Below are 24,067 nucleotides of genomic sequence, written 5' to 3' on the forward strand. Positions count from 1 at the left end.
CCGTGTCCGCAGTCTCTTCGCGCCTCCCCGTCTTCCCGTGGGACCGGCTGGAGCCCTACAAGGCCAGGGCCGCCGCCCACCCCGACGGCATCGTGGACCTCTCGGTCGGTACGCCGGTCGACCCCGTCCCCGCGCTGATCCAGCAGGCCCTCGTCGAAGCGGCCGACTCGCCGGGTTATCCGACGGTGTGGGGCACGGTCGCCCTGCGCGATGCATTGACGGGCTGGGTGGAACGCCGACTCGGTGCGCTCGCCGTCTCCCACCAGCAGGTGCTGCCCGTCGTGGGCTCCAAGGAACTGGTCGCCTGGCTGCCGACCCAACTGGGCCTCGGCGCCGGTGACCGGGTCGCCTACCCGCAGCTCGCCTACCCGACGTACGAGGTCGGCGCGCGTCTGTGCGGGGCGACCCCCGTCGTCTACGACGACCCCACCGAGCTGGACCCGACCGATCTCAAGTTGCTGTGGCTCAACTCGCCCTCGAATCCGAGCGGCCGGGTGCTGGCCAAGGACGAACTGACGCGGATCGTCGCCTGGGCGCGTACACACGGGGTGCTGGTCTTCAGCGACGAGTGCTATCTGGAGCTGGGTTGGGAGGCCGAACCGGTCTCCGTCCTCCACCCCGACGTCTGCGGCGGTTCCTTCGACGGGTTGGTCGCCGTCCACTCCCTCTCCAAGCGTTCCAACCTGGCCGGCTACCGGTCCGCGTTCATCGCCGGGGACGAGAAGGTGCTCGGCGAGCTGCTCCAGATCCGCAAGCACGGCGGAATGATGACCCCCGCACCGGTGCAGGCGGCGACGATCGCGGCGCTCGGTGACGATACCCACGTCGTCGAACAGCGGGCGCGGTACGCGGCGCGCCGCGCCGTGCTCCGGACGGCCCTGGAGGGCCACGGCTTCCGGATCGAACACAGCGAGGCGAGCCTGTACCTCTGGGCGACGCGTGACGAGCCGTGCTGGCAGACCGTGGGACACCTGGCGGAACTGGGCGTCCTGGTCGCCCCCGGCGACTTCTACGGCACCGCGGGCGAGCGGTTCGTCAGGGTGGCCCTCACGGCGACCGACGAGCGCGTCGAGGCGGCCGTCAAGCGCCTCGGCTGAACTTCTGCCTGATCCGCAGGCTGATCTTCGCCGGCGGCGACGCAGCGGCACGGGTCCCCATCGCGAGACCGGCAGACGGACAGACTGACAGACCGACGACAGGGCCCCGGGTGCGAACCCGGGGCCCTGTCGCATGGTGTGCCCTGTGCGGATCTCCTGCGCCCGTGAGCGCGGGGCCCGCGGTCACGGGCGGTCCACGATGACCCGGCGAGCTGCCGTACCGCCGTGGGCGGGCGGCGGCGGGTCTGCCGAACCCGAGGGCCGGTCAGCCGAGCGGCAGGCCCTTCAGGGGCAGCTGGTCGGCGGGCAGAGTGCTGCCGAGCTGTCCGGTGGGCAGGCCGCCGAGGGACTCGCCCGTGCTGCCCGTGGCCCGACCGAGGGTGCTGCTCGCGGTGCCGGTGACCTCTCCGGCAGCCTTCTGGGCGGCCGGCGCGGCGGCCTCGCCCGCCTGGCCGACGGTCTTGGCTGCGGCGGGGACGGTCTCCTTGACGGTGTTGTTCCCGGTGCTGTCCGCGAGGTTGGAGGTCTTCTGCGCGGCGCCGTCCACGGCACCGCTGAGGGCTCCCGAGTCGAGCGCGGTCAGCGCGCCGAGGGGGTTGGCCTGCTGGAGTTCCACGGCACTTGCGGAGCCGGCCGCACCGACCACGGGAACTGTGCCAGCGGCGATGAGCAGCGCGGCGCGGGCGATCCGACGGGTCAGGGGGAGGGACATGATGCTCCTTGAGACAGAAGGATTTACGTACTGGGGAAGTCCGGTCTGGGTGATCGGACGCAGTGACAACCGCTGAGAGGGCAGGGGAAGTTGCGGTGCCTCAAGGTAAAGAATTAGTAATGTGTCGCATTATCGGCCCTGGATAAAGACGGGCAAACATTCCCACGCTCGACACCCTGCCGAACCGTCACTTCCCTTGATTCCCAAGGGGAGCGCCGCAGGGGGGCGCGGGCCGGACCGAGTGCTCCGTTGGTGCATTGGAGTGATGGCGTCCCCTAACCCCTGCGGGGGAACGTTCGGATCAGCGTGCGATACGGATGCGGACCTCGTCGTGTCCGGTCTTGGCCGATTGCCCGGCTCCACCGCGTGCGGGCTCCCCGGCGGCACCGGAGCGCCAACCCTCCCCGGACGTCCTGGCGTCCTCGGCGCGCCACACCTTGCCCCCGTAGGAGACCTCGTCGATCCGCAGTCCGTCGGCGCGCGCCACCGCCCAGTGCGCCAGTTCCCAGCCGCGCTTGGACGCCTTGCTGCCACGGGTGCCGTCATTGGCCACCAGCGCCGGTGGCAACGGAATCAGCACCTCGCCCGCGGGTGAGGTGCCCGAACGGCCCAGGGCTCCCGCGGACACCGCTTTCGGCGCCACGTCGGGACCGAACGCCCGCAACAACTCCGCCCGCACCTTCACCGCGTCGCCGGCCGTGGTGCCCTTCGTGGTGGCGCAGGTCAGTGCCGAGTCCGTCCGTCCGGTGAGCGCTGCGGCCAGCAGGGAGGCGTTCGGCTCGTGCTTGGCGTACGCCTGGGGGAAACCGCTGCGCTGGACGCGCTGTGCGGCCACCGTCAGCGGCAGTCGCGAGTAGCCCGGCACCTCGACCAGTCCGTCGTAGAACTTCCCCGCCGAGTAGACCGGGTCGAGGATCTGCTTCGGGGTGCCCCAACCCTTCGACGGCCGCTGCTGGAACAGGCCCAGCGAATCCCGGTCGCCGTGTTGGATGTTGCGCAGCGAGGACTCCTGGATGGCGGTGGCCAGGGCGATGGTGACCGCCCGCTCGGGCAGTCCCCTCCTGGTGCCGACCGCGGAGATCGTCGCCGCGTTCGCCGCCATCTCCGTACTCAACTCGTAACTCGGGCCAGCGCCGCTGGAAGAGGCCCGTACGACACAGCGGGCGGCCCGGTCGCCTGCGATGAACTGCACGGCCACATAGCCGACCAGCAGCAGTAGGACGCAGAACGCAACCGCGGAACGGGGTACGCGGCTGGGTCGGGCGGCGGAGGAGGCGTGCTTGGACACCCGCCCACCGTACTAGGCCCGGTCCGCGACGGAGCCGTCCGAACCGGCCCTGTCCCCAGGTGGTTCCGTTCGGGTCGCACTTCCGCGTGAGAGTGCTCGGCGGCGCCTGACGGCATCGGGTCCGTGGCGGATTTCCGTCCCCGGTTCGTGCGGTCGGTCCATGGCGTCAGGTCCGAGTTCGGCCGGGGTCGACGTCCCCCGGGCCGGCACACCACAGTCCCCGCACCGGACCGCACCGACCGCAGCGAACCACGGCCCCCGTCCACCGGTGCGGCCCTGTGCGCCTTGTGTGCATAACGCGCTCTATGTGTACAAGAGGGATGGGTGCCTGGCCGATGACAAGATCACACATGGTGAAGGACGGTTACGGGAGTGGCTGACGTCCGGAGTTTCCCTCCTCGTCGCCTTCGTCGACCTACCCTTGCTCCAGCAATTGATGTTCGGCGGAGGGAGCAGGTCATGGGCAACCCCGAAGGTTCGCGGGCGCTGGAGGAGCAGCGACAGGGGCCGGTGCTGCGTCGTAGAGACCAGGTGCAGCCAGGGACAACCGACCAGCGGCTGCTGGACACCGAGGGTGACTCCGAGTGGGTGCACACCGATCCCTGGCGGGTCATGCGCATCCAGTCGGAGTTCGTCGAGGGCTTCGGCGCACTCGCCGAACTGCCCAGCGCGATCAGCGTCTTCGGCTCGGCCCGCACCAAGCCGGGCACCCCGGAGTACGAGGCGGGCATCCGCATCGGTACGGCGCTCGTCGACGCGGGCTTCGCGGTGATCACCGGCGGTGGTCCCGGTGCCATGGAGGCGGCCAACCGCGGTGCGCGGGAGGCCAACGGGATCTCGGTCGGTCTCGGCATCGAGTTGCCCTTCGAGCAGGGGCTCAACCAGCACGTCGACATCGGTGTGAACTTCCGCTACTTCTTCGTGCGCAAGACGATGTTCGTGAAGTACGCGTCCGGGTTCGTGGTCCTGCCGGGCGGATTGGGCACTCTGGACGAGCTCTTCGAGGCGCTGACGCTCGTCCAGACGGGCAAGGTCACCCGGTTCCCGATCGTCCTCTTCGGTACCGAGTACTGGAGCGGTCTCGTGGACTGGCTGCGGAACACCGTGGTCGGCGGGGGCAAGGCGTCCGAGAAGGACCTGTTGCTCTTCCACGTCACGGACGACGTGGAGGAAGCCGTGTCGCTGGTGACCAAGGAGACGGGGCTCTGAGGCCCGCTTCCTGAACGCCGGTCCGGTCCATCGCCCTCCTCGGAGCAGTACGGGGCGATGGGACCGGGTGCCGGGCTCGCATGGCGCCGGACGCGTCTTTGAACGAGCCGTGGGAAGCGTGGGCACCTCCCGTGCGGGCGGCCCCCGACCGTGTCAGGCCAGCCCTCTGCGGGCCACCGCGGGCTCCCGGTGCCCCGCGATCGACGACACCATGTCCAGGACCTCGCGCGTCTGCGCCACCTCGTGCACCCGGTAGACGCGTGCGCCCAGCCATGCGGAGACCGCCGTCGTCGCCAAGGTGCCCGTCAACCGCTCCTTCACCGGGCGGTCCAGGCTCTCGCCGACGAAGTCCTTGTTCGACAGCGAGACCAGCACCGGCCAGCCGGTCTCCACCATCTCGCCGAGCCTGCGGGTCGCTTCCAACGAGTGCCGGGTGTTCTTCCCGAAGTCGTGCCCGGGGTCGATCATGATCGACTCCCGCGGCACCCCCAACTCCACCGCCCGCTCGGCCAGTCCCAGCGTCACCCGCAGGATGTCCTCGACCACGTCCTCGTACGCCACCCGGTGCGGCCGGGTGCGCGGCTCGGCACCGCCCGCGTGGGTGCACACCAGACCGGCGCCGTAGCGGGCCGCGACCTCGGCGAGTCGGGGATCCACCCCGCCCCACGCGTCGTTCAGCACGTCAGCACCTGCTTCGCAGACCGCCTCACCCACTTCGTGGCGCCAGGTGTCGACACTGATCACCACGTCGGGGAATCGCTTGCGCACCTCTGCCACGAAGCCGACCGTACGGCGGGCCTCTTCATCGGCCGTGACCTCTGCTCCGGGGCCCGCCTTCACCCCTCCGATGTCGATGATGGCGGCACCCTCCGCCACCGCCTGTTCGACCCGGGCGAGCGCGGGCTCGTCCCGGAAGGTCGCACCCTGGTCGTAGAAGGAGTCGGGGGTACGGTTCACGATGGCCATGATCACTGGCTCGTGCGGACCGAATTCACGCTGTCCCAGCCGCAGCATCAGCTGTTTTCCTCCTCAGGTCGTCCGGCTGAGACCCTAACTGTCACACCGGCGTGGCACGATCAGAGCCGGGAACGGTTTCCGTCCGGGAAGCGCCCGAAGGTCGGGGAGAGGGTCGTCCGTGTTCTTGTTCTTGCTGATCACGATGGTTGTGGTCGTCGGCGCGGTCACGCTTGCCGTGATCGGTGGCGGTGACAGCGCGGCCCTGCCCGACACGGCGCCCGAGCAACTTGTCGATCCGTTGCCCGACACCCGGCCGATCGGTCGGGCAGACGTCGAGGCGCTGCGGCTGCCGGTGAGTCTGCGCGGCTATCGCATGGCCGATGTCGACGACGTACTCGCCCGTCTCGGCGCCGAACTGGCCGAGCGGGACGCCCGCATCGCCGAGCTCGAATCCGCCCTGGCCGGTGCGCAGGCGACCGCCGTTGGCGGGCCCGACCTGTTCACGAAGCCCGGCGAGGGGGCCCACGGTGAGTGACACCGGCCTTGCGGCAGGACCCGATGGGAAGCCGCGGTGTCCCTGGGGCCTGGCCACCGATGACTACGTGGCGTACCACGACGACGAGTGGGGCCGTCCGGTGCACGGGGACGACGCACTTTTCGAGCGGCTCTGTCTGGAGGCGTTCCAATCAGGTCTCTCCTGGATCACGATTCTGCGGCGGCGTGAGGGCTTCCGTCGCGCCTTCGACGGCTTCGCGATCGCCTCGGTCGCCACCTACACGGAAGCCGACCGGGAACGACTGCTCGCCGATGTGGGAATCATCCGCAACCGCGCCAAGATCGAGGCGACCATGGCCAACGCACGGGTGCTCGCCGAGTGGGCCGAAGGCGATCTCGACGACCTGATCTGGTCGTACGCACCGGACGGCGCGACCCGTCCCGTGCCCCGCACCATCGCCGACGTACCCGCGGTGACCGATGAGTCGACGGCGCTCGCCAAGGACCTCAAAAAGAAGGGGATCCGGTTCATCGGCCCGACCACTGCCTACGCCCTGATGCAGGCGTGCGGACTGGTCGACGACCACCTCGAAGGCTGTGTCGCTCGTGGTGGCGGCACCCCAGGCGCGGGAGCGACACGCCGCTGACGGCCGGTCCCGTCCCGCCCAGGTCACAGCCGTTCCCCCGAATGGCCTAACGTCCGAGGAACTTCGGCTGCTCCTTGGCGACGAACGCCCGTACGGCGATCAGATGGTCCTCGGAGACCCCTGCTCGCGACTGGAGCTCGTCCTCCTTGGCCAGCGTCTCGTCCAGCGAATGGTCCGCCGCGTAGGCAAGGGATTCCTTGATCGCCGCATAGGCCAGGGTCGGGCCGTCGGCCAGTGCCCTGGCCACGGCGGCAGCCTCGGCCGCCAAGGCGTCCGCAGGGACGATTTTGTTGGCAATGCCCAGGTCAAACGCTTCCTGGGCCGTGATGGAACGCGGGAAGAACAGCAGGTCGGCCGCCCTGCTCCGGCCGATCAGCCGCGGCAGCGTCCAGGAGATCCCGGAGTCTGCGGTGAGCGCGACATTGGCGAAGGCGGTGGTGAACTTCGCGGTATCGGCGACGACCCGGTAGTCCGCGGCGAGGGCGAGCCCGAACCCTGCTCCGGCCGCCACGCCATTGACCCCGGCGACGACGGGCTTCGGCATGGAGGCCAGCGCACGGATGAGCGGGTTGTAGTGCTCGCGCACGGTGCTCATCACATCGTCGGAGCCGTCCTTCTTGGCCTGGGTCAGGTCGGCGATGTGCTCCTTGAGGTCCTGCCCCACGCAGAAGGCCCGCCCGTTCGCGGTGAGCAGGACCGCCCGTACGGAGGTGTCCGCTGCCGCCGCGAGTACCGCGTCCCGCAGGGCGACCTTCGATCCGCCGTCCATGGCGTTCATCGCCTCGGGCCGATTGATTGTGATCGTCGCGAGTCCGTCGCTCACCTCGTACAGCACGGAGTCGGCCATGTCAGGTCCCCTTTGCGGCTCAGCGGGTGGGTGCATGGCACAGCATGGCGGAGATCTTGGGCTGCAAGCATGTGACCTGCGTCAAAGAACGAGCGGTCGAACGGAAGGCTCGATCGGGGAGGCGGCGGCAAAGTATCGCAGGACGATCGGCGAATTGGGTGGTTTTGCGAAAGCGCGTTGCCTAAGCGATGCCGACCGATGTTGGTCATCGGGTCCTGCGATGCGGGATAATGACCAGGAAGCAATGTGTTCGATGCCGGTGACTCGTGCCTACCCAGGGCCGTCGGCTGACGATGAGCTGGTTTCAGGAAGGGGAACGAGCATGGCGGCCATGAAGCCGCGGACGGGCGATGGCCCGCTCGAGGTGACCAAGGAGGGGCGGGGCATCGTCATGCGCGTTCCGCTCGAAGGCGGCGGTCGGCTTGTCGTCGAGCTGACTCCGGACGAGGCCGAAGCGCTGGGCGATGCCCTGAAGAAGGTCGTTGGCTAACCTCGAGCGCCCGATGTTCTCCTCGCCCCGGCATCCCTCGTGGATGCCGGGGCGAGACGCATTTCCCGTGAGTCGCCGCGACCCCCGGATGACCCTGGGCGGGCGAACCCCTTGTTCACCCGTGGTCGCCGCCCCGTACGAGGACCGGGGCCCGGGTGACGACGGGCAGCCCGGCCACCGGGTCGACCGGGTCAATCGGGTTGATACGGCTGGAAGGTGTCTGAAGAAATCCCGTCGGGCCCGGAGTTCCCCTCCGGCCCGCGGGCGGACGACGCCATGAGGCAGGACGCCTTAAGCCCGGCGCACCGCGCACAGCAGCCCGTCGCCGACGGGCAGCAGGGAGGTCAGCAGTTCCTGACTCTCGCGCACCGACCGCAGCAACTCCCGCAGTCGCAGCACCTCGGCGGGCTGCGCCGCCGAGTCGACGGTGCGTCCGCGTGCGAAGACACCCTCGAAGCACACGAGCCCGCCGGGTCTCAGGAGGCGGGACGATTCGGCGAGGTACTCCAGCGACTCCAGTCGATCCCCGTCGCAGAAGACGAGGTCGTAGCCGCCGTCGGCCAGGCGAGGCAGGACGTCGAGGGCCCGGCCGGGGATGAAGCGGGCCCGGTTCCCGGCGAAGCCGGCCTCGCGGAACGCCTCCCTGGCGAACTGCTGGCGCTCCGGCTCGGGGTCGACCGTGGTCAGCACCCCGTCCGACCGCATTCCCTGGAGCAGATAGATCCCGGACACGCCCGTCCCCGTACCGATTTCCGCCACCGCTTTCGCGTCCGCGGTCGCGGCCAGCAGTCGCAGCGCGGCGCCGGTGCCAGGCGACACCGAGGGGACTCCCGACTCCCGGGCCCGCTCACGGGCCCAGTGCAGTGCGTCGTCCTCGGCGACAAAGGCGTCGGCGAACGCCCAGCTCGTCTGCCGGTTTGCGGTAATGGGCCTCTCCTGTCCCCGTAGTTGAACGCGACGTTGACTGTATCCGCTGGCTCTGGGAACCCGCAGATGGGACCAGGCGTTGTACGGGGCAGGGGGGCGCAATGGATCAGAGCGGTAAGCAGCACCCAAATTCGCGTAAAGATTCTTATCCGGAGCTAACGGGCGAGGTGGCTATGGTAGGGGCTCCGCTGGACACCACCAGAGCCGATAGGGGAGGTGCGGCTGCACCTGCGGATCGGAGAGGAGCGCTCAGACGCTTCCTCAGGTCACCGGGTGAGCCGAAATCCGTGACCAACTTTGCTGACCGCTCCGCCACTGCCGACTCCGCAACAACCGCGACCTTCGCATCGGATGCGGAATCCCAGGCGTGGACACCTCCCACTTGGGAGGAGATCGTCAGCACGCACAGCGGTCGGGTGTATCGCCTCGCCTACCGCCTCACGGGCAATCAACACGATGCCGAAGACCTGACGCAGGAGGTCTTCGTCCGTGTCTTCCGGTCGTTGTCCACCTACACGCCGGGCACCTTCGAGGGCTGGCTCCACCGCATCACCACCAATCTCTTCCTGGACATGGTCCGTAGGAAGCAGCGCATCCGCTTCGATGCCCTCGGGGACGATGCCGCTGAGCGGCTGCCCAGCCGGGAGCCCTCTCCCCAGCAGGTCTTCAACGACACCCACTTCGACGCGGATGTGCAGCAGGCGCTGGACACCCTTGCGCCCGAATTTCGAGCCGCAGTGGTGCTCTGTGACATCGAGGGGCTCTCCTACGAGGAGATCGCCGCGACGCTCGGGGTCAAGCTCGGCACCGTCCGCAGCCGTATCCACCGTGGCCGCTCGCATCTGCGCAAGGCACTGAAGCACCGTTCCCCCGAGGCCCGTGCCGAGCAGCGTCTTCTGGCGGGAGCGGTCGGACTCGCAGGGGAGGTAGGACCGGCGTGAGTGGCACAGGCCCCACCCCAGCTGAGCAGCATCTGGGGGACCGGCTCGCCGCCCTGGTCGACGGCGAGCTCAAACATGACGCGAGGGACCGTGTCCTCGCACATCTGGCGACATGCCCCAAGTGCAAGGCGGAGGCCGACGCCCAGCGCCGACTCAAGAGCGTCTTCGCACAGGCCGCGCCGCCACCCCTGTCCGAAGGGCTGCTGGCCCGGCTCCAAGGGCTGCCCGCAGGACCGGGAGGTGGTGACCTCGGCAGGGGCGGACCTTTCCAGGGGACCCTCGGAGGGCGGGACGGTGAACCGTCCTTCGGCGGAGTGACGTCATCCACGAGCCGTCTTCGAGACCGCCACGGGGAGACCTTCGGCTACGTTCCTGGCGGGCACGTCGGCGCCGGTGTCCTCCCCGGGGCTATCGCCCCCGGGCAGGAAGCAGTTTCACCGGACAGCGGTTTTCGCATCCACGATGTGGGGCGCGAAGCGGAGCGTTCCCCGTGGAAGGGGCGTCGCTTCGCCTTCGCCGCCGCCAGTGCGGTGTCCTTCGCCGCCATCGCCCTCGGCGGAGCCCTGCCCCTGGAGGCTTCGCTCCAGGCTGGCCCCCGGGGCAGCACCGGAAACAATGTGACGCCGATCAGGCCCGCCGCCACCGGGACGCCCGGGGTCAACACCGCCACCGCGGTCAATGTCCGGAGCAGCGACTACGAGCGCCGTCGCGGTCCCGTCCACACCCCGACCAGATCGGAGGAGAGGGCGATCGGTCTCTCCGTGTCGGGTCCTTTGACACCCGGTCCGCTGAATCGACCCCTCGCCAGCCCGGCGGTCGGGCCGCTCAGCTCGGTGGCGCCGCTCGGGGCCTTCACACCGACCCCCCTGATACGTCCGACGGGATCGGCCTTCCATCTCGCCACCGCGTCGGGGCTGACTCCCTGGGCGACCCCCGCCCCGTCCCACCTCATGGCGCCGACGCACCCGTCCGCACGCTGACACCACCACCGCCGACCAGACCCCTGCGCGGGCATTCTCAAACCTGGTTGAATCCTGGGACGGGTGCCCGCGGGGGTGCCGTGGCGGACAGCTGTATGCGGAGAGTGCATGGACGACGGGAAGCCCATGGGCGCCAAAGCCAACTGGTGGAGCCGCCCCCGCTCGGGCGACACGACCCGTCCAGCACCCCACGGTCTGCAGGACGAGCCCGGGGACGCCGTGCCGCCCGCTGAGGCCGCGCCAGCGGCTCCCGTACCGCATGTGCCCCCGGATTCCTCGCCCTATGCCTCCGAGCCTCCCTACGGTGCGCCTCGGCCGCTCATGGAGCGTCACAGCCAGCCGGGCGCACCCGGACACGGTCCGTTCGAGCCGGATCCAAGCGAGCGCGGGCCGTCGGAAGGCGGCTCCCCGCACGCCCCCGGCCGGCCGCAGCCGTTGCACGAGCCGGACCGGTACAGCACGCCGCCGTACGGCAGGCCCGGGCCATGGGCGCCCGCACCGCCCGTACAGCGTCCGGTGCCCACCCCCGCAGGTGGCACGCCCCTTCCGCCGGCCGGGGACGCGGCCGTGCCCCCGCAGTACGGCGGGCCCCGGCCCGCACCGCAGCAGCCTCAGCCTCGCCTCACGCCTCCCACCCCGATGACGAGCCAGTTCCAGTACGACCCGTGGGGTGCCCCGGGGGCCGCGCCGCTCACCGTGCACGACGAGTCGACGACGCCCCGGCGCAAGAGGCGACGGACCGGAGCACTGTTGATCGGGGCCGCACTGCTCGCCCTGGTCGCGGGCGGGATCGGAGGTGGCGTCGGCGCCTACATAGAGCGCAACGGCGGGATCACCCAGGTCGAACTGGACCAGGCTCCGCCCGATGACGGGGGCCGGGCTCCCACGAGCGTCGCGGGCATCGCGGCCCGCGCCCTGCCCAGCGTGGTCACCCTCCATGTCAACGGCGGGGGAGAGCAGGGCACCGGTACCGGGTTCGTCCTCGACCGCAAGGGTCACATCCTCACCAACAACCATGTCGTCGACCCCGCCGGCTCCTCCGGCGAGATCTCCGTCACTTTCAGCGGGGGCGAGACCGCCCGGGCGACCCTGGTCGGCAAGGACAGCGGCTACGACCTCGCCGTGGTGAAGGTCACGGGGGTCTCCGGCCTCACCCCCCTACCACTGGGCAACTCCGACAGTGTCCAGGTCGGCGATCCGGTCGTCGCCATCGGTGCACCCTTCGACCTCCAGAACACCGTGACCTCGGGGATCATCAGCGCCAAGGAACGCCCGATCACCGCGGGCGGCGAGAAGGGTGACGGCAGTGACGTCAGCTACGTCGATGCGCTCCAGACCGATGCACCGATAAACCCCGGCAACTCGGGCGGCCCGCTGGTGGACCTCCAGGCCCGGGTCATCGGCATCAACAGCGCCATCCGCGCAGCCGACACGGGTGGGGCGGAGGGCAGCCAGTCCGGATCCATCGGTCTCGGCTTCGCCATCCCCATCAACCAGGGCAAGCGGGTCGCCGAGGAGCTGATCAACACCGGCAAGGCCACCCATCCCGTGATCGGGGTCAGCCTCGACATGAAGTACACGGGTGACGGTGCACGCGTCGGGGACAAGGGCAAGGACGGCACCCCGTCCGTGACCCCCGATGGCCCCAGCGCCAAGGCGGGCGTCAAACCAGGGGACGTCATCACCAAGGTGGACGGCCAGCGGGTCCACAGCGGTGAGGAGCTCATCGTGAAGATCCGCTCGCACCGTCCGGGCGACACCCTGGAGCTCACGCTCACCCGTGCCGGGCAGGAGCGCTCCTTGACGCTCACCCTCGGCTCGGCGGACGGCGACTGACCCGGGCCCGTGCCGGCCCGGGCATGCGCTGACCTCCGTTCGAAGGCCGACCGGATGATGCGGAACAGGCGATATCGGCTATAGGTGTATAGGCCGTGCTGAATGGGTGAAAATCAATCACCGATCCATGGTCGACGGAGCCACGGTCACCACCGTCGGGGCCATGACGGGTCGGCCACGGAGGGACCCGCGGGCGATCCTTCGGTGTGAACGGCCGATGATCTGCGGCCGTCAATCCAGGATCACGGCCTCCCGGCACGTGACTCTCCCAAGTCCTGGCGGGTACCGTGGATCGGGCTCGGATGCCGTCCGACCTCCGGGCCGGGGGAATCAGCTGAGAACACGAGGAGCTACAGGGTGTTCAGTGACATAGGCGTACTGGAGGTGCTGACTCTTGTCGTGCTCGCCATGCTCATCTTCGGCCCCGACAAGCTCCCGAAGCTCATCCAGGATGTGACCGGTTTCATTCGGAAGATCCGCGAGTTCTCCGACAACGCCAAGCACGACATCCGCAGCGAACTGGGCCCTGAGTTCAAGGACTTCGAGTTCGAGGACCTGAACCCCAAGACCTTCATCCGCAAGCACCTGAACGAGAGTGACGACCTGCGTGAGCTGAAGGAACTGGGCAGTTCCTTCGACCTCACCAAGGAGATCAACGAGATCTCGGACACCGTCCACGGCACCGATTCCGACGCCTCCGTCCCCGCCGCGGTCAACGGCGGATCCGGGACACCAGACCTGCTGAAGAAGCGCGATCAGCCGGTCAAGGACGAGCGCCCGCCGTTCGACGCCGACGCCACCTGAGCACGGTCAATCCCTGCGACCGGGGAGTGGGTGGCTATTCTCTCCATCTGTCAGGACGCGAGGACGCCCGAGGGGGGCGGGTCCGCTCCAGACCTCGGACACAGAGGAGGCGGCCCGCTCGATGGAGACGACCAGTCGGCCGACGGCGCAGAACACGGCCAGTGATTCCCCCGCTCCCGACGTTGAGGACTCAAAGGCGGCGGAGCGTGCGGAAGCCGCAGCCCGCAGCGCGGCCGACGCCTATGCGCGGGCCCCTTTCCCCTGGTACGGCCTCGACGCGGCGTTCACCGGCCAGCGCTGGCTGATGCAGGTCGCCTCCGCCGCCGACGGGGTGGTCCAACACGGTTCGCTGGGCCATGGCGACGAACCGTCGATACGGACCGAGGCCACGGCACTGGAGAAGGAACGGTTCGCGGTGGTGATCACCGTCGCCGCGAGCCCGGTGCGCCGCAGCGGCGACGGCACCGGAGTGCTGGACGCCACCACGGCCTCGTCAGCGGCCTGGCTGGCGGGCTCCGGTCTGCTGGCCCACACCTGGCCGCCGCAACTCGACCACACCCTGCGGGACGACTGGCTGGACCAGCAGACGGAGACGGCCTTCGAACTGGCCGACGATCTCCAGGGCCCTGCGTGGTCCACGCTGTCGCTCCCGGTGGACGGGGAGCCCACCACCTTCCACTACCGCGAGTCCGAGTTCGGCTGGGTGCTGGCCGGGTCCACCGCGGCCGGTGTGCACATCGGGGCGTACGGGCGCGGGATGAGCGCCTACGGTCTGGGCTTCTTCGAGGTGCGCGACCTGGGGCCGTACGTCTGAAGCACCCCGGGCCCCACGGCCCGGGCCTGCCCCGGTGTGTGAACGCGGCCAGTGCCCTGCGGCCGGGAGACCCGCCCTTCCGCGTACGAGGCGGCCCGTGCCCGGGTGATCGCCGCCCGAGGACGGGTCCTTCGGGACGGCGCCGCCCGTGCTGCGGAACTCGGGGACGGCGCCGGGCGGGATCACATCGGCTGCACCCGCCCGGCCGGAACCGGTCCCCAGAAGTCCCGCGGCAGGCCCGCCCGGTCGGCGGGATGCGACGAGGGGACCTAGAACTTGTTCTTCGGCGTGATGCCCAGGCTCATCCCCGACAGCCCTCGCTGACGGCCGCCCAACTTGCCCGCGATCGAACGCAACGCCGCGCCCGCGGGGGACTCCGGGTCCGTCAGCACCACGGGCCTGCCATCGTCGCCGCCTTCGCGCAGCCGTACGTCGATGGGGATGGACCCGAGTACGGGCACATGGGCCCCGGTCGTCTTCGTCAGCCCCTCCGCGACCCGCTGGCCGCCACCCGTACCGAAGATGTCGACCATCTCGTCGCAGTGCGGGCAGGGCAGTCCCGCCATGTTCTCCACCACGCCGACGATCTTCTGATGGGTCTGGACCGCGATGGAACCGGCCCGCTCGGCCACCTCCGCCGCCGCCTGCTGGGGAGTGGTGACCACCAGGATCTCGGCGTTCGGCACCAGTTGTGCCACCGAGATCGCGATGTCGCCGGTGCCCGGGGGCAGATCGAGGAGCAGTACGTCCAGATCGCCCCAGTACACATCGGCGAGGAACTGCTGGAGCGCCCGGTGGAGCATCGGGCCGCGCCAGACCACGGGTTCGTTGCCCGGGGTGAACATGCCGATGGAGATGACCTTCACACCGTTCGCGGACGGCGGCATGATCATGTTCTCGACCTGGGTGGGTCGACCATGGGCGCCGAGCATGCGCGGCACGGAGTGGCCGTAGATGTCGGCGTCGACGACACCGACCTTCAACCCGTCGGCCGCCATCGCCGCGGCGAGGTTCACCGTAACCGAGGACTTCCCCACGCCGCCCTTGCCGGACGCGACCGCGTACACCCTGGTCAGCGAGCCGGGTTGGGCGAAGGGAACCTCCCGCTCGGCGGTGCCGCCGCGCAGTGAGGACGCCAGTTCGCGCCGTTGCTCGTCGCTCATCACATCGAGCGTGACATCGACGCGGGTGACTCCGTCGACGCGCTGCACAGCCTCCGTCACATTGTTGGTGATCGTTTCGCGCATCGGGCAGCCGGAGACGGTGAGGTACACCGTGACGGCCACCACGCCGTCCGCCGCGACCGTGACCGATTTGACCATGCCCAGGTCGGTGATGGGTCGGTGGATCTCGGGGTCGTTCACCGTCGCCAGTGCTTCAAGCACCGCGTCTTCCGTAGCCATACGACGATGGTACGGCGCGGCCCGCCGGGCCCGGGAAGCCCGTCAGCGGTCGGCTTCGTCACTCCCCTGGCCGCCCTCGTGGGGGAGGTGGCCCCGGCGGTCCTGCACATCCCTGAGCAGGTCCTGGATCTCGGAGCGGATCCAGTCCCGGGTGGCCACTTCGCCGAGTCCCATCCGTAGCGCCGCGATCTCGCGGGTCAGGTACTCGGTGTCCGCGATGGACCGTTCGTTCTGCTTGCGGTCCTGTTCGTGGGTGACCTTGTCCCGGTCGTCCTGCCGGTTCTGCGCCAGCAGGATCAGCGGGGCCGCGTAGGACGCCTGGAGGGAGAGCATCAGGGTCAGGAAGATGAACGGGTACTCGTCGAAGCGCAATGCCTTCGGGGCGAAGATGTTCCACACCACCCACAGGATGATGATCAGGGTCATCCAGACGATGAACCTGCCGGTGCCCAGGAACCGCGCGATCCGCTCCGAGAGCCTGCCGAACGCCTCCGGGTCGTACTCGGGCAGCAGTGTGCGGCGGGGTGCACGGGGCAGGTCGAGCCGTACCCGGGGGCGCGCAGTCGCACCCGCCCCGGAGCCGGGCCGGTCCTTCGTCTCCTCGCGCTCGCCGCCGCTACCCATGCGCGGACTCCTCGAAGTCCGTCTCGCGCCAGTCGTCGGGCAGCAGGTGGTCCAGTACGTCGTCCACGGTCACGGCACCGAGCAGCGATCCGATCTCGTCGACCACGGGGGCGGCCACCATGTTGTACGCGGCGAGATAGCTGGTCACGGCCCGCAGTGGGGTGTCCGGTGCGAGCGGCGGCAGATCGCTGTCCACCATCGATCCCACCAGGGTGAACGGGGGGTCCCGCAGCAGCCGCTGGAAATGGATCGTGCCCAGGTAGCGCCCGGTGGGAGTCTCCTCGGGCGGGCGGCACACGTACACCTGGGCGGCCAGCGCGGGGGAGAGGTCCTGCTGCCGCACCCGGGCGAGGGCGTCGGCGACCGTGGCGTCCGGCCGCAGCACGATGGGTTCGGTGGTCATCAGACCGCCCGCGGTGCGCTCTTCGTACGACAGGAGCCGACGTACGTCTGCGGCGTCGTCCGGGCGCATCAGAGCGAGTAGTCGCTCCTGGTCCTCCTCGGGGAGTTCGGACAGGAGGTCGGCGGCGTCGTCCGGGTCCATGGCCTCCAGGACGTCAGCGGCCCGCTCTTCCTGGAGCTTCCCGAGGATCTCGACCTGATCGTCCTCGGGCAACTCCTCCAGCACGTCCGCGAGCCGGTCGTCGTCGAGCGCGGCGGCGACCTCGGCCCGCCGCTTGGGCGTCAGATGGTGCAGCGCGTTGGCGACGTCGGCCGGCCGCAGCCGCTCGAAGGTGGCGACCAGGCTCTCCGCGCTCTGGCTGTCCTCCTCCAGGGAGAGTCCGGTCACGGCCGACCACTCGACGGTGAGCGTCTCGCCCCGGCGGCGCAGCGCCCCGCCGCGTCCGCGCCGCACGAAGACCTTGTCGATCTCCCAGTCGCGGCGAGCCGGCAGCCGCTGGACGGACACGTCGAGGACGGTGGCCTCCTCGCCGCTCTCCACGAGTTGTACGCGTCGGTCGAGCAGTTCGCCGAGGACCAGCCGCTCGGTGGGGCGCTGTTCGAAGCGCCGTACGTTCAGCACACCGGTGGTGATGATCTGGCCCGACTCGATGCCGGTGATACGGGTCATCGGGAGGAAGATCCGCCGTCGGCTCAGCACCTCCACCACCATGCCCAGCAGCCGCGGCGGACGGTGGCCCACCCGCAGCATCGCCACCAGGTCCCGGACCCGGCCCACCTGGTCACCGCTCGGGTCGAAGACCGGGACGCCGGAGAGGTGCGAGACGAAGACACGCGTGACGCTGGCGACCACGGTCGACACCTCCATCCCGGTCTGCGGCGCTTCGCCGGAAACACTGTCCTTCAGGTGCTTCAGGCTAGCCCGTACCGATGTGCACCGCTGCTGCCAGGGGGCCGTACGGAGTGGGCGCGGAACCGGTGCACACGCTGCACGACTGGCTGCGAGAGGTGGACTGCCACCCCGGTACGCTGCGGTCTGCTCCCCGATCATCCGCAGGCGAAGCAGTTGGCGTTCAGCTGCCCAGCAGACGAGAGGCAGTGTGCTGGTGACTCTCCTCCCCCCGGTTTCCCGTGCCCGCAGGACCGCGCTGTCCCTGGTGCTCTGTGCAGGGCTGGCCGTGTCCGCGACGGCCTGCGAGGAGAAGGTCGATCCGGACAAGGGCACCAACGGTGTCGGCAGGCTCACCGCCGCCGAGATCGAGAGCAAGGCACGGGCCACGGCGGACGCGGCATCAGCGGTCCGTCTGGCTGGGACGCTGGTCAGCAAGGGCGGCACCTACAAGCTGAACATGCGGCTCAAGCAGGACGGCGGCACCGGCTCGGTGACCACGAGCGAGAACGCCTTCGAGCTGCTCAGGATCGGTGACGACCTGTACCTCAAAGCCGATGTGGGTTTTTGGAGCCATGACGACGGGGCCTCGGGCGAGGCACCGAGCGAGGCGGACGAGGAAGCCGCCCTCAAGCTGCGCGACAAGTACGTCAAGGTTCCGCAGGGCGACCCGGCGTACGACAGGTTCCGCGGCTTCACGGACATGGACGTGCTGCTGGAGGGGCTCCTCGGCATGCAGGGCAAGTTGAGCAAGGGCGACCGCACCAAGGTCGGCGGCGTACAGGCGATCAAGGTCCAGGCGGCGGCGGGGGCCGGTGGCGTCCTCGATGTCTCGCTGGAGGGCCTGCCGTATCCGCTCCAGTTCGCGCGGGCCGGCGGCAAGGGTGTCCTGACCCTGGGCGAGTGGGACGTGGACTTCGCGCTTGTGCCGCCCGCCAAGGAGGAGACCGTGGACTACGGGAAGCAGCTCCCGAAGACCAGCGGCTGAGCCCGTTCGGCGGTCAGCCGCGCTTCTTCTTGCGGGACAGCAGCAGTCGGGGCAGGGCGGCCGGGATCGGGCGCCGGGTGGTGGCCCCGGTGGGCAGCGGCGGGGTCGCTAGCGAGGTCTGCGGATGGTCGGTCGTCGACTCCCGGGGGGTCAGCCGCACCACTCGGCACTCGCGCCGCCACCGATCCGGCACGGTCTCCGCGTCCACGGCGTTCAGCCGCTTCGCCTTGAGCTCCGCCACCGCCGACTCCCAGGACTCGGATCCCGGCTCCAACTCGCTCACCACCGCGGTCCAGGACACCAGCCGGCCGCCCTTGTCCTTGCTGCGGACGATGACCTCGGCGGTGCCCTTGTCGACCAGGTCCGGCAGCGGCTGTTCCCCGGGGCCATCGCCCACGACCAGGGCCGCGCCCTCGTGCCACACGTGCCACAGCGTGCGCTCGGGGCCCGTGGAACGCACCCAGATGAGGCCGGACTTCTTGGTGGCTTCCTCGACGAGTGCCTGGGCGAGCAGCGTGTCTGTCATGGGCGCAGCCTATCCAGCCGCCAGCCGCCAGCCGCCAGCCGCCAGCCGCCAGCCGCCAGCCGCCAGCCGCTGGTCGCTAGAGCCAGCCGTTGCGCTTGAGCGTCCGGTGAATGGTGAAGCAGATCCCGATGATGGCGGTGAGCACCATGGGATACCCGTACTTCCACTGGAGCTCCGGCATGTAGTCGAAGTTCATGCCGTACACCCCGCACACCGCCGTGGGCACCGCGACGATCGCCGCCCAGGACGTGATCTTGCGCATGTCCTCGTTCTGGGCGACCGTCGCCTGCGCCAGGTTCGCCTGGAGGATCGAGTTCAGCAGCTCGTCGAAGCCGATGACCTCCTCCTGGACCCGGGCCAGGTGGTCGGCGACGTCACGGAAGTACTTCTGGATGTCCGGGTCGATCAGCCGCATGGGCCGCTCGCTGAGCAACTGCATGGGCCGCAGCAGCGGGGAGACTGCCCGCTTGAACTCCAGCACTTCCCGCTTCAACTGGTAGATCCGCCCGGCGTCGCTACCCCGCTGCCTGCCCTTGGACGGCGCGGAGAAGACATCGATCTCGACCTCGTCGATGTCGTCCTGCACGGCTGCCACGACCGCGATGTAGCCGTCGACGACATGGTCGGCGATGGCGTGCAGAACCGCGGACGGCCCCTTCGAGAGCAGCTCGGCGTCCTTCTCCAGCCCGTACCGCAGTGCCCGCAGCGAACCCTTGCCACCGTGCCGGACCGTGATGACGAAATCCCGACCGGTGAAGCACATCACCTCACCGGTCTCCACGACCTCACTGGTCGCGGTCAACTCGTCGTGCTCCACGTAGTGGACAGTCTTGAAGACGGTGAACAGGGTGTCGTCGTACCGCTCCAGCTTGGGCCGCTGGTGGGCGTGGACCGCGTCCTCCACGGCCAGTGGGTGCAGCCCGAACTCCGCGGCGATGCCGGCGAACTCCTCCTCCGTCGGCTCGTGCAGACCGATCCACACGAACCCACCGCCCTCGCGCACCCTCAGCATCGCCTCACGGGGCGTCTGCGAGTCGTCCCCTGGGAGGCGGCGCCCATCGCGGTAGACCGCGCAGTCCACGACGGCGCTGGAGGCCGAAGGGTCACGGGTGGTGTCGTACGAGTGGTAGGCGGTGCTGCTCCTCCGCAGGGCGGGACGGACGGCGGCACGGAGGTCACGAATCATCGACATGGCTGGCTCCTTCACGGAGAGGCCGTCGGCGAGTGGCGTGGCACAGCCCGGAATGGGGACGTGAGCACTACGTCCGCAAAGCGGGCGGCACCGCGGGATCGCGGTGACGGCGTTCGCTACAGACAGGCAAAAACGAGCTGCTCTTCCGTCGTGCGGGATTCCAGCTACGGAACGCCGTGGTACGGAACGCCGTCGGAATGCCGTGGGCCTGTGCGAGAGGTCCTAGACCGCCGGGAAGTGACGCCGTACGGAAGAGCGGTTGGTACTGCACGGTCGACTTCGATCCACCGCAGACCCCACCTCCTCCGGCCGGTCCCCCGTAAGGGATAGCGTGACGCCGGGAGCGGGCGGCGCCTTGGCGCCGCCGGCCTGTGTGCTTTGAGCACACCAACCCGGCCAGCGGCCAAGACTATCAGCCGACTGCGGGTCAATCCCTGTGATTGCCCCATCCTTACGCGTTCTATGCTCGCCGGATGGCAGACGTTCTTGCTCTGGTCGAGGCCAGGTTGTGTACGGCGCTCGGGGAGCCGGACGCCCGCGCCTCGGTGACGTTCATCGGTACGGACCGGATCGAGGTCCTGCGCTTTCGCACCCCAGGCGACGGGTCCGCGGACGAGCTGGTCCGCTACGCCACCCTGGGGATGTCCGCCCACCCCATGAACGATCCGACGTCGGCGATCGCCGACCCTGTGCAGGGCCCGCGCGCCGAACTGGTCCTCTCGGTGCGTCCGGGAACGGCGGACACTGATCAGGTGCTGCGCCCCCTGGCGGTCCTGGCCGCTTCGCCGCAGGTGGAAGGGGTCGTCATCGCGCCGGGCGCCGCCCTGGACATCGGTGCATCGCTCTGGCCATCCGCGCCCTTCAGCTCCGTACTGGTCGCCGAACCGGGCGGGCTCGTCGAGGATCTGGAACTCGACGCCCCACGCGAGCCGGTGCGCTTCCTCCCCCTGCTGCCGATGACGTCCAACGAGGCGGCCTGGAAGCGGGTGCACGGCGCGGCGGAACTCCAGGAACGCTGGTTGGCGCGGGGGACCGATCTACGAGATCCGCACCGCAGGTCCGTGACCCTCGACTGAGGTCGCCCGCCTCCCGTCCCCTGCTCCCGTCGAGGACGTGACGTACGCCTCCCCAGAGGGGGCGGCAGCCGTGCCCACCGCCCGTGTGTTCGAGCGGCCACCCCCTGAGTCCCCCGAGTCGACACTGAGCGTGACGCTCAGTTGAGCCATATCGGCACTGAGTGAGCAGCTCACTCCGGACGGGTGATCGTCCTTGACGCGACGCCGGGCGGGTAGGACCGTGGAACGCTATGAGGGGCGAACCCAGTTGCCCGAAGTGCGGTGGCCGGGTCAGGGCGCCCGGTCTCTTTGCCGAAGCTTGGCAGTGCGGTGTGCACGGCACCGTGCACCCACTCCAGCCGGTGATTCCGCCCAGTGTCGAAGCCCTCGGGGTCGTGGTGCACCGGGCCAGGGTCCCGGTGTGGATGCCCTGGCCGTTGCCCGTCGGCTGGCTGTTCACCGGTGTTGCGTACGCCGGTGACGACCGCAGCGGAGGCCGAGCGACCGCCGTGGTCTGCTCCGGCCCCGGCCCGCTCGGCGGGATCGGAGAACTGCTGCTGATCGCAGAGGAGTTGGGCGTCGGGCTCGGCTCGCGCTACGCCGGCATCGACGGCCCCGACCCCGGCCAGCACATCGACATCGGCAGACCCGCCCAGTCGAAGGTGCTCGCCGCAGGACGTCCCACACCCTTGTGGCACGTCCAGGGCACTCCCGCGGACCGTGCCGTCTTCGCCGGCGAGGCCCGCGGGCTGTGGCTGTGGGCGATCGTCTGGCCCGAACAGTCCGGGCTCCTGATGTACGACGAGTTGGTGCTGACGGATCTGCGCGACGCCGGAGCGGAGGTCGAACTGGTGCCTTGCGGCGCGCTCTCGCCACGACTGCTGTCCTGAGCCGCACACCGTGGGGTGGCCCTGCGGCGGCCGGATGACGGCGGATGGACGCAGGGGCCGGGTCGCTGTCCGCCGGGCGGCCGGGCCGCCTTCGGCTGCCCGATACACTGGACCGTCCCCCGTTCGCCCGACATCCCCGGAGTGCCGCTCGTGCGCATCGATCTGCACACCCACTCCACGGCGTCGGACGGTACGGACACCCCCGCCGAACTGGTGCACAAGGCCGCGGCGGCCGGGCTGGACGTCGTCGCCCTCACCGACCACGACACGACGCGCGGCCATGCCGAGGCGATCGCCGCCCTCGACGAGGCCCCCCGCGCACTGACCCTGGTCACCGGGGCCGAGATCTCCTGTGCGCTCGACGGGGTGAGCCTGCATCTGTTGGCGTACCTCTTCGACCCGCAGGAGCCCGCCCTGCTGCGCGAGCGCGAGTTGGTGCGCGACGACCGGGTGCCCCGGGCGCAGGCGATGGTCGCCAAACTCCGGGAGCTGGGCGTCCCCATCGACTGGGAGCAGGTCGCCCGCATCGCCGGCGACGGATCGGTCGGCCGTCCCCACATCGCGACCGCCCTGGTGGAACTCGGCGTGGTCCCGAGCGTCTCCGACGCCTTCACACCGCAGTGGATCGCCGACGGCGGCAGGGCGCACATCACCAAGCACGAACTGGACCCGTTCACCGCGGTCCGGCTGGTGAAGGCCGCCGGCGGAGTGTCCGTCTTCGCCCATCCGGCGGCGGCGAAGCGCGGACGTACGGTGCCCGAGCAGGTCATCGCCGACCTCGCGGCAGCCGGCCTCGACGGCATCGAGGTCGACCACATGGACCACGATGGTCCGGCCCGTGAACGACTGCGCGGCCTCGCGGCCGACATCGGCCTGCTCACCACGGGTTCGAGCGACTACCACGGCAGTCGCAAGACGGTCGGGCTCGGCGAGTACACCACCGACCCGGAGATCTACGGCGAGATCACCCGCCGTGCCACCGGCGCCTTCCCGGTCCCCGGCGCGGGCGGACGTCGCACCTGACCTTCGCCGTCCCGTTCGACCCCTCTTCTCGCAAGGCATCACCGTGTTCGACGCTGCCGTTTTCGGCTCCCTCTTCCTCACCCTTTTCGTGATCATGGATCCGCCCGGGATCACACCGATCTTCCTCGCCCTCACCTCGGGGCGCCCGGTCAAGATGCAACGCCGGATGGCCTGGCAGGCGGTCGCGGTCGCCTTCGGGGTCATCACCGTCTTCGGTCTGGTCGGCCAGCAGATCCTGGACTATCTGCATGTCTCCGTGCCCGCCCTGATGATCGCCGGCGGGCTCCTCCTGCTGTTGATCGCCCTCGATCTGCTGACGGGGAAGACGGACGAGCCCCAACAGACCAAGGACGTCAACGTCGCCCTCGTACCGCTGGGAATGCCCCTGCTCGCAGGGCCGGGCGCCATCGTCTCGGTGATCCTCGCGGTCCAGAACGCCGATGGCGCACCCCAGCACATCGCGGTCTGGGGCGCGATCGTGGCGATGCACGTGGTGCTCTGGTTGACCATGCGCTATTCGCTGGGCATCATCCGCGTGATCAAGGACGGGGGAGTGGTGCTGGTGACCCGTCTCGCCGGCATGATGCTCTCCGCGATCGCCGTGCAGCAGATCATCAACGGTGTCACCCAAGTCGTGCAGAGTGCCTGAGACGGTGGACATGGGTCCACCCACGACAACGCCCCCGTACGGACCGATGTCCGCTGCGGGGGCGAGTCATGTCACGCACGCGCCGATGGCGCTACGCAGGTGTGGGCACTACAAGGCCGACGCGTCGGCCGGGCGGATGTAAATGCGCTGGCCGGTAGCGGCGGCCTGCTGCACGATCCGGTTGACGGAGGCGGCGTCCACGACGGTGCTGTCCACGGCGGTGCCGTCGACGTCGTCGAGGCGCATGATCTCGAAGCGCAAGGCTTCTCCCTTCGTCTGATCCTCCCCAGGGGAGAACTGTTGGTAGCGCGCACCCCACTGCTCCGGGTGCGCAGGTTCCACTCGGGTTCAACAGTGATGTGCCCGGCAAATATTCCTTACA

General features: G+C 69.6%; 26 protein-coding genes. 15 read left to right on the forward strand and 11 right to left on the reverse strand.

All coding sequences use genetic code 11. The annotated features are described in order from the left end of the window. Positions 1-2 precede the first annotated feature (2 nt). Positions 3-1,097: a succinyldiaminopimelate transaminase gene (gene dapC / locus OID54_RS25150; protein WP_329023005.1), complete on the forward strand. Its 1,095-nt coding sequence runs from the start codon at positions 3-5 to the stop codon at positions 1,095-1,097. Positions 1,098-1,362: 265 nt separating this feature from the next. On the opposite strand, the gene OID54_RS25155 is transcribed toward dapC, so the two are convergent. Together OID54_RS25155 and OID54_RS25160 are read right to left on the reverse strand one after the other, a co-directional pair. Next, positions 1,363-1,809, reverse strand: coding sequence for an ATP-binding protein (locus OID54_RS25155; RefSeq protein ID WP_329023007.1), 447 nt, complete (start codon positions 1,807-1,809; stop codon positions 1,363-1,365). A 301-nt stretch (positions 1,810-2,110) separates the two neighbouring features. Then, the gene (locus OID54_RS25160) at positions 2,111-3,097 is read right to left on the reverse strand and encodes a hypothetical protein (protein WP_329023009.1); all 987 of its coding nucleotides are present in this window, start codon (positions 3,095-3,097) and stop codon (positions 2,111-2,113) included. Between the two features lie 459 nt (positions 3,098-3,556). Between OID54_RS25160 and OID54_RS25165 the strand changes: the two genes are divergently transcribed. After that, entirely contained in the window at positions 3,557-4,306 is a 750-nt protein-coding gene (locus OID54_RS25165; RefSeq protein WP_329023011.1) for a TIGR00730 family Rossman fold protein, read from the forward strand. Between the two features lie 153 nt (positions 4,307-4,459). Here OID54_RS25165 and folP read toward each other — a convergent pair whose 3' ends face one another. Further along, positions 4,460-5,320 carry a dihydropteroate synthase gene (folP, locus tag OID54_RS25170; protein WP_329023012.1) on the reverse strand — a complete coding sequence of 287 codons (861 nt, stop codon included), beginning with the start codon at positions 5,318-5,320 and terminating at the stop codon, positions 4,460-4,462. Positions 5,321-5,441: 121 nt separating this feature from the next. Between folP and OID54_RS25175 the strand changes: the two genes are divergently transcribed. Next, positions 5,442-5,798: a DivIVA domain-containing protein gene (locus OID54_RS25175; RefSeq protein WP_329023013.1), complete on the forward strand. Its 357-nt coding sequence runs from the start codon at positions 5,442-5,444 to the stop codon at positions 5,796-5,798. Then, positions 5,791-6,405, forward strand: a complete 615-nt coding sequence (locus OID54_RS25180) for a DNA-3-methyladenine glycosylase I (RefSeq protein WP_329023015.1) — start codon at positions 5,791-5,793, stop codon at positions 6,403-6,405. The genes OID54_RS25175 and OID54_RS25180 overlap by 8 nt, the downstream gene beginning before the upstream one ends. Before the next feature lie 46 nt (positions 6,406-6,451). On the opposite strand, the gene OID54_RS25185 is transcribed toward OID54_RS25180, so the two are convergent. Beyond that, positions 6,452-7,252, reverse strand: a complete 801-nt coding sequence (locus OID54_RS25185) for an enoyl-CoA hydratase/isomerase family protein (RefSeq protein WP_329023017.1) — start codon at positions 7,250-7,252, stop codon at positions 6,452-6,454. 322 nt (positions 7,253-7,574) lie between these two features. Between OID54_RS25185 and OID54_RS25190 the strand changes: the two genes are divergently transcribed. Further along, positions 7,575-7,742, forward strand: a complete 168-nt coding sequence (locus OID54_RS25190; protein WP_009997451.1) for a DUF3117 domain-containing protein — start codon at positions 7,575-7,577, stop codon at positions 7,740-7,742. A gap of 291 nt (positions 7,743-8,033) precedes the next feature. On the opposite strand, the gene OID54_RS25195 is transcribed toward OID54_RS25190, so the two are convergent. Beyond that, on the reverse strand, positions 8,034-8,735 hold the full coding sequence (locus OID54_RS25195; protein WP_329027768.1) for an O-methyltransferase: 702 nt from the start codon (positions 8,733-8,735) through the stop codon (positions 8,034-8,036). 107 nt (positions 8,736-8,842) lie between these two features. Between OID54_RS25195 and sigE the strand changes: the two genes are divergently transcribed. From sigE to OID54_RS25220, 5 genes are all read left to right on the forward strand, one after another. Next, a complete protein-coding gene (gene sigE, locus OID54_RS25200; protein WP_329023019.1) occupies positions 8,843-9,610 on the forward strand; it encodes an RNA polymerase sigma factor SigE in 768 nt (255 codons plus the stop codon). Continuing rightward, positions 9,607-10,590, forward strand: coding sequence for an anti-sigma factor family protein (locus OID54_RS25205; protein WP_329023021.1), 984 nt, complete (start codon positions 9,607-9,609; stop codon positions 10,588-10,590). The genes sigE and OID54_RS25205 overlap by 4 nt, the downstream gene beginning before the upstream one ends. Before the next feature lie 108 nt (positions 10,591-10,698). Further along, complete coding sequence (locus OID54_RS25210) at positions 10,699-12,426, forward strand: trypsin-like peptidase domain-containing protein (protein ID WP_329023023.1); 1,728 nt, start codon at positions 10,699-10,701, stop codon at positions 12,424-12,426. Between the two features lie 357 nt (positions 12,427-12,783). Next, positions 12,784-13,230, forward strand: coding sequence for a sec-independent translocase (locus OID54_RS25215; RefSeq protein ID WP_329023025.1), 447 nt, complete (start codon positions 12,784-12,786; stop codon positions 13,228-13,230). Positions 13,231-13,351: 121 nt separating this feature from the next. Continuing rightward, positions 13,352-14,044 (forward strand): hypothetical protein, encoded by a 693-nt coding sequence (locus tag OID54_RS25220; RefSeq protein ID WP_329023026.1) that lies wholly within the window; start codon positions 13,352-13,354, stop codon positions 14,042-14,044. Positions 14,045-14,313: 269 nt separating this feature from the next. Here OID54_RS25220 and OID54_RS25225 read toward each other — a convergent pair whose 3' ends face one another. Genes OID54_RS25225 through OID54_RS25235 form a run of 3 tightly spaced genes read right to left on the reverse strand, consistent with a single transcriptional unit; the run spans position 14,314 to position 17,341 of the window. Continuing rightward, positions 14,314-15,447: an Mrp/NBP35 family ATP-binding protein gene (locus OID54_RS25225; RefSeq protein WP_329023028.1), complete on the reverse strand. Its 1,134-nt coding sequence runs from the start codon at positions 15,445-15,447 to the stop codon at positions 14,314-14,316. 42 nt (positions 15,448-15,489) lie between these two features. After that, positions 15,490-16,071, reverse strand: a complete 582-nt coding sequence (locus OID54_RS25230) for a DUF1003 domain-containing protein (protein ID WP_329023030.1) — start codon at positions 16,069-16,071, stop codon at positions 15,490-15,492. Next, positions 16,064-17,341, reverse strand: a complete 1,278-nt coding sequence (locus OID54_RS25235; protein WP_383534006.1) for a magnesium transporter MgtE N-terminal domain-containing protein — start codon at positions 17,339-17,341, stop codon at positions 16,064-16,066. Before OID54_RS25235 ends, OID54_RS25230 begins: the two co-directional genes overlap by 8 nt. A gap of 238 nt (positions 17,342-17,579) precedes the next feature. On the opposite strand from OID54_RS25235, the gene OID54_RS25240 reads away from it, so the two are divergent. Beyond that, positions 17,580-18,350, forward strand: coding sequence for a hypothetical protein (locus OID54_RS25240; protein WP_329023034.1), 771 nt, complete (start codon positions 17,580-17,582; stop codon positions 18,348-18,350). A 13-nt stretch (positions 18,351-18,363) separates the two neighbouring features. Here the strand turns inward: OID54_RS25240 and OID54_RS25245 are convergent, their stop codons facing one another. Further along, complete coding sequence (locus OID54_RS25245) at positions 18,364-18,876, reverse strand: hypothetical protein (protein WP_329023036.1); 513 nt, start codon at positions 18,874-18,876, stop codon at positions 18,364-18,366. 76 nt (positions 18,877-18,952) lie between these two features. After that, positions 18,953-20,068, reverse strand: coding sequence for a magnesium and cobalt transport protein CorA (locus OID54_RS25250; protein ID WP_329023038.1), 1,116 nt, complete (start codon positions 20,066-20,068; stop codon positions 18,953-18,955). Between the two features lie 473 nt (positions 20,069-20,541). Here OID54_RS25250 and OID54_RS25255 point away from each other — a divergent pair, with 473 nt between their 5' ends. The 4 genes from OID54_RS25255 to OID54_RS25270 all read left to right on the forward strand — a co-directional run bounded on the left by OID54_RS25255 (position 20,542) and on the right by OID54_RS25270 (position 23,685). Then, on the forward strand, positions 20,542-21,144 hold the full coding sequence (locus OID54_RS25255; protein WP_329023040.1) for a suppressor of fused domain protein: 603 nt from the start codon (positions 20,542-20,544) through the stop codon (positions 21,142-21,144). Between the two features lie 230 nt (positions 21,145-21,374). Beyond that, a complete protein-coding gene (locus tag OID54_RS25260) occupies positions 21,375-22,013 on the forward strand; it encodes a DUF6758 family protein (RefSeq protein WP_329023042.1) in 639 nt (212 codons plus the stop codon). A 150-nt stretch (positions 22,014-22,163) separates the two neighbouring features. Beyond that, a complete protein-coding gene (locus OID54_RS25265) occupies positions 22,164-23,036 on the forward strand; it encodes a PHP domain-containing protein (RefSeq protein WP_329023044.1) in 873 nt (290 codons plus the stop codon). Positions 23,037-23,079: 43 nt separating this feature from the next. Next, on the forward strand, positions 23,080-23,685 hold the full coding sequence (locus tag OID54_RS25270; protein ID WP_329023046.1) for a MarC family protein: 606 nt from the start codon (positions 23,080-23,082) through the stop codon (positions 23,683-23,685). A gap of 108 nt (positions 23,686-23,793) precedes the next feature. Here OID54_RS25270 and OID54_RS25275 read toward each other — a convergent pair whose 3' ends face one another. Continuing rightward, a complete protein-coding gene (locus OID54_RS25275) occupies positions 23,794-23,946 on the reverse strand; it encodes a hypothetical protein (protein ID WP_329023047.1) in 153 nt (50 codons plus the stop codon). Positions 23,947-24,067: the final 121 nt, after the last annotated feature.

This window comes from Streptomyces sp. NBC_00690 (assembly GCF_036226685.1).
In the GTDB taxonomy this organism is placed as follows: domain Bacteria; phylum Actinomycetota; class Actinomycetes; order Streptomycetales; family Streptomycetaceae; genus Streptomyces.

Coding starts and splice junctions, on each gene's coding strand:
- OID54_RS25155 (WP_329023007.1), bottom strand. CDS start 1,809: ATGTCCCTCCCCCTGACCCGTCGGATCGCCCGCGCCGCGCTGCTCATC.
- OID54_RS25165 (WP_329023011.1), top strand. CDS start 3,557: ATGGGCAACCCCGAAGGTTCGCGGGCGCTGGAGGAGCAGCGACAGGGG.
- folP (WP_329023012.1), bottom strand. CDS start 5,320: ATGCTGCGGCTGGGACAGCGTGAATTCGGTCCGCACGAGCCAGTGATC.
- OID54_RS25185 (WP_329023017.1), bottom strand. CDS start 7,252: ATGGCCGACTCCGTGCTGTACGAGGTGAGCGACGGACTCGCGACGATC.
- OID54_RS25190 (WP_009997451.1), top strand. CDS start 7,575: ATGGCGGCCATGAAGCCGCGGACGGGCGATGGCCCGCTCGAGGTGACC.
- sigE (WP_329023019.1), top strand. CDS start 8,843: ATGGTAGGGGCTCCGCTGGACACCACCAGAGCCGATAGGGGAGGTGCG.
- OID54_RS25210 (WP_329023023.1), top strand. CDS start 10,699: ATGGACGACGGGAAGCCCATGGGCGCCAAAGCCAACTGGTGGAGCCGC.
- OID54_RS25220 (WP_329023026.1), top strand. CDS start 13,352: ATGGAGACGACCAGTCGGCCGACGGCGCAGAACACGGCCAGTGATTCC.
- OID54_RS25225 (WP_329023028.1), bottom strand. CDS start 15,447: ATGGCTACGGAAGACGCGGTGCTTGAAGCACTGGCGACGGTGAACGAC.
- OID54_RS25230 (WP_329023030.1), bottom strand. CDS start 16,071: ATGGGTAGCGGCGGCGAGCGCGAGGAGACGAAGGACCGGCCCGGCTCC.
- OID54_RS25235 (WP_383534006.1), bottom strand. CDS start 17,341: ATGGAGGTGTCGACCGTGGTCGCCAGCGTCACGCGTGTCTTCGTCTCG.
- OID54_RS25245 (WP_329023036.1), bottom strand. CDS start 18,876: ATGACAGACACGCTGCTCGCCCAGGCACTCGTCGAGGAAGCCACCAAG.
- OID54_RS25250 (WP_329023038.1), bottom strand. CDS start 20,068: ATGTCGATGATTCGTGACCTCCGTGCCGCCGTCCGTCCCGCCCTGCGG.
- OID54_RS25255 (WP_329023040.1), top strand. CDS start 20,542: ATGGCAGACGTTCTTGCTCTGGTCGAGGCCAGGTTGTGTACGGCGCTC.
- OID54_RS25260 (WP_329023042.1), top strand. CDS start 21,375: ATGAGGGGCGAACCCAGTTGCCCGAAGTGCGGTGGCCGGGTCAGGGCG.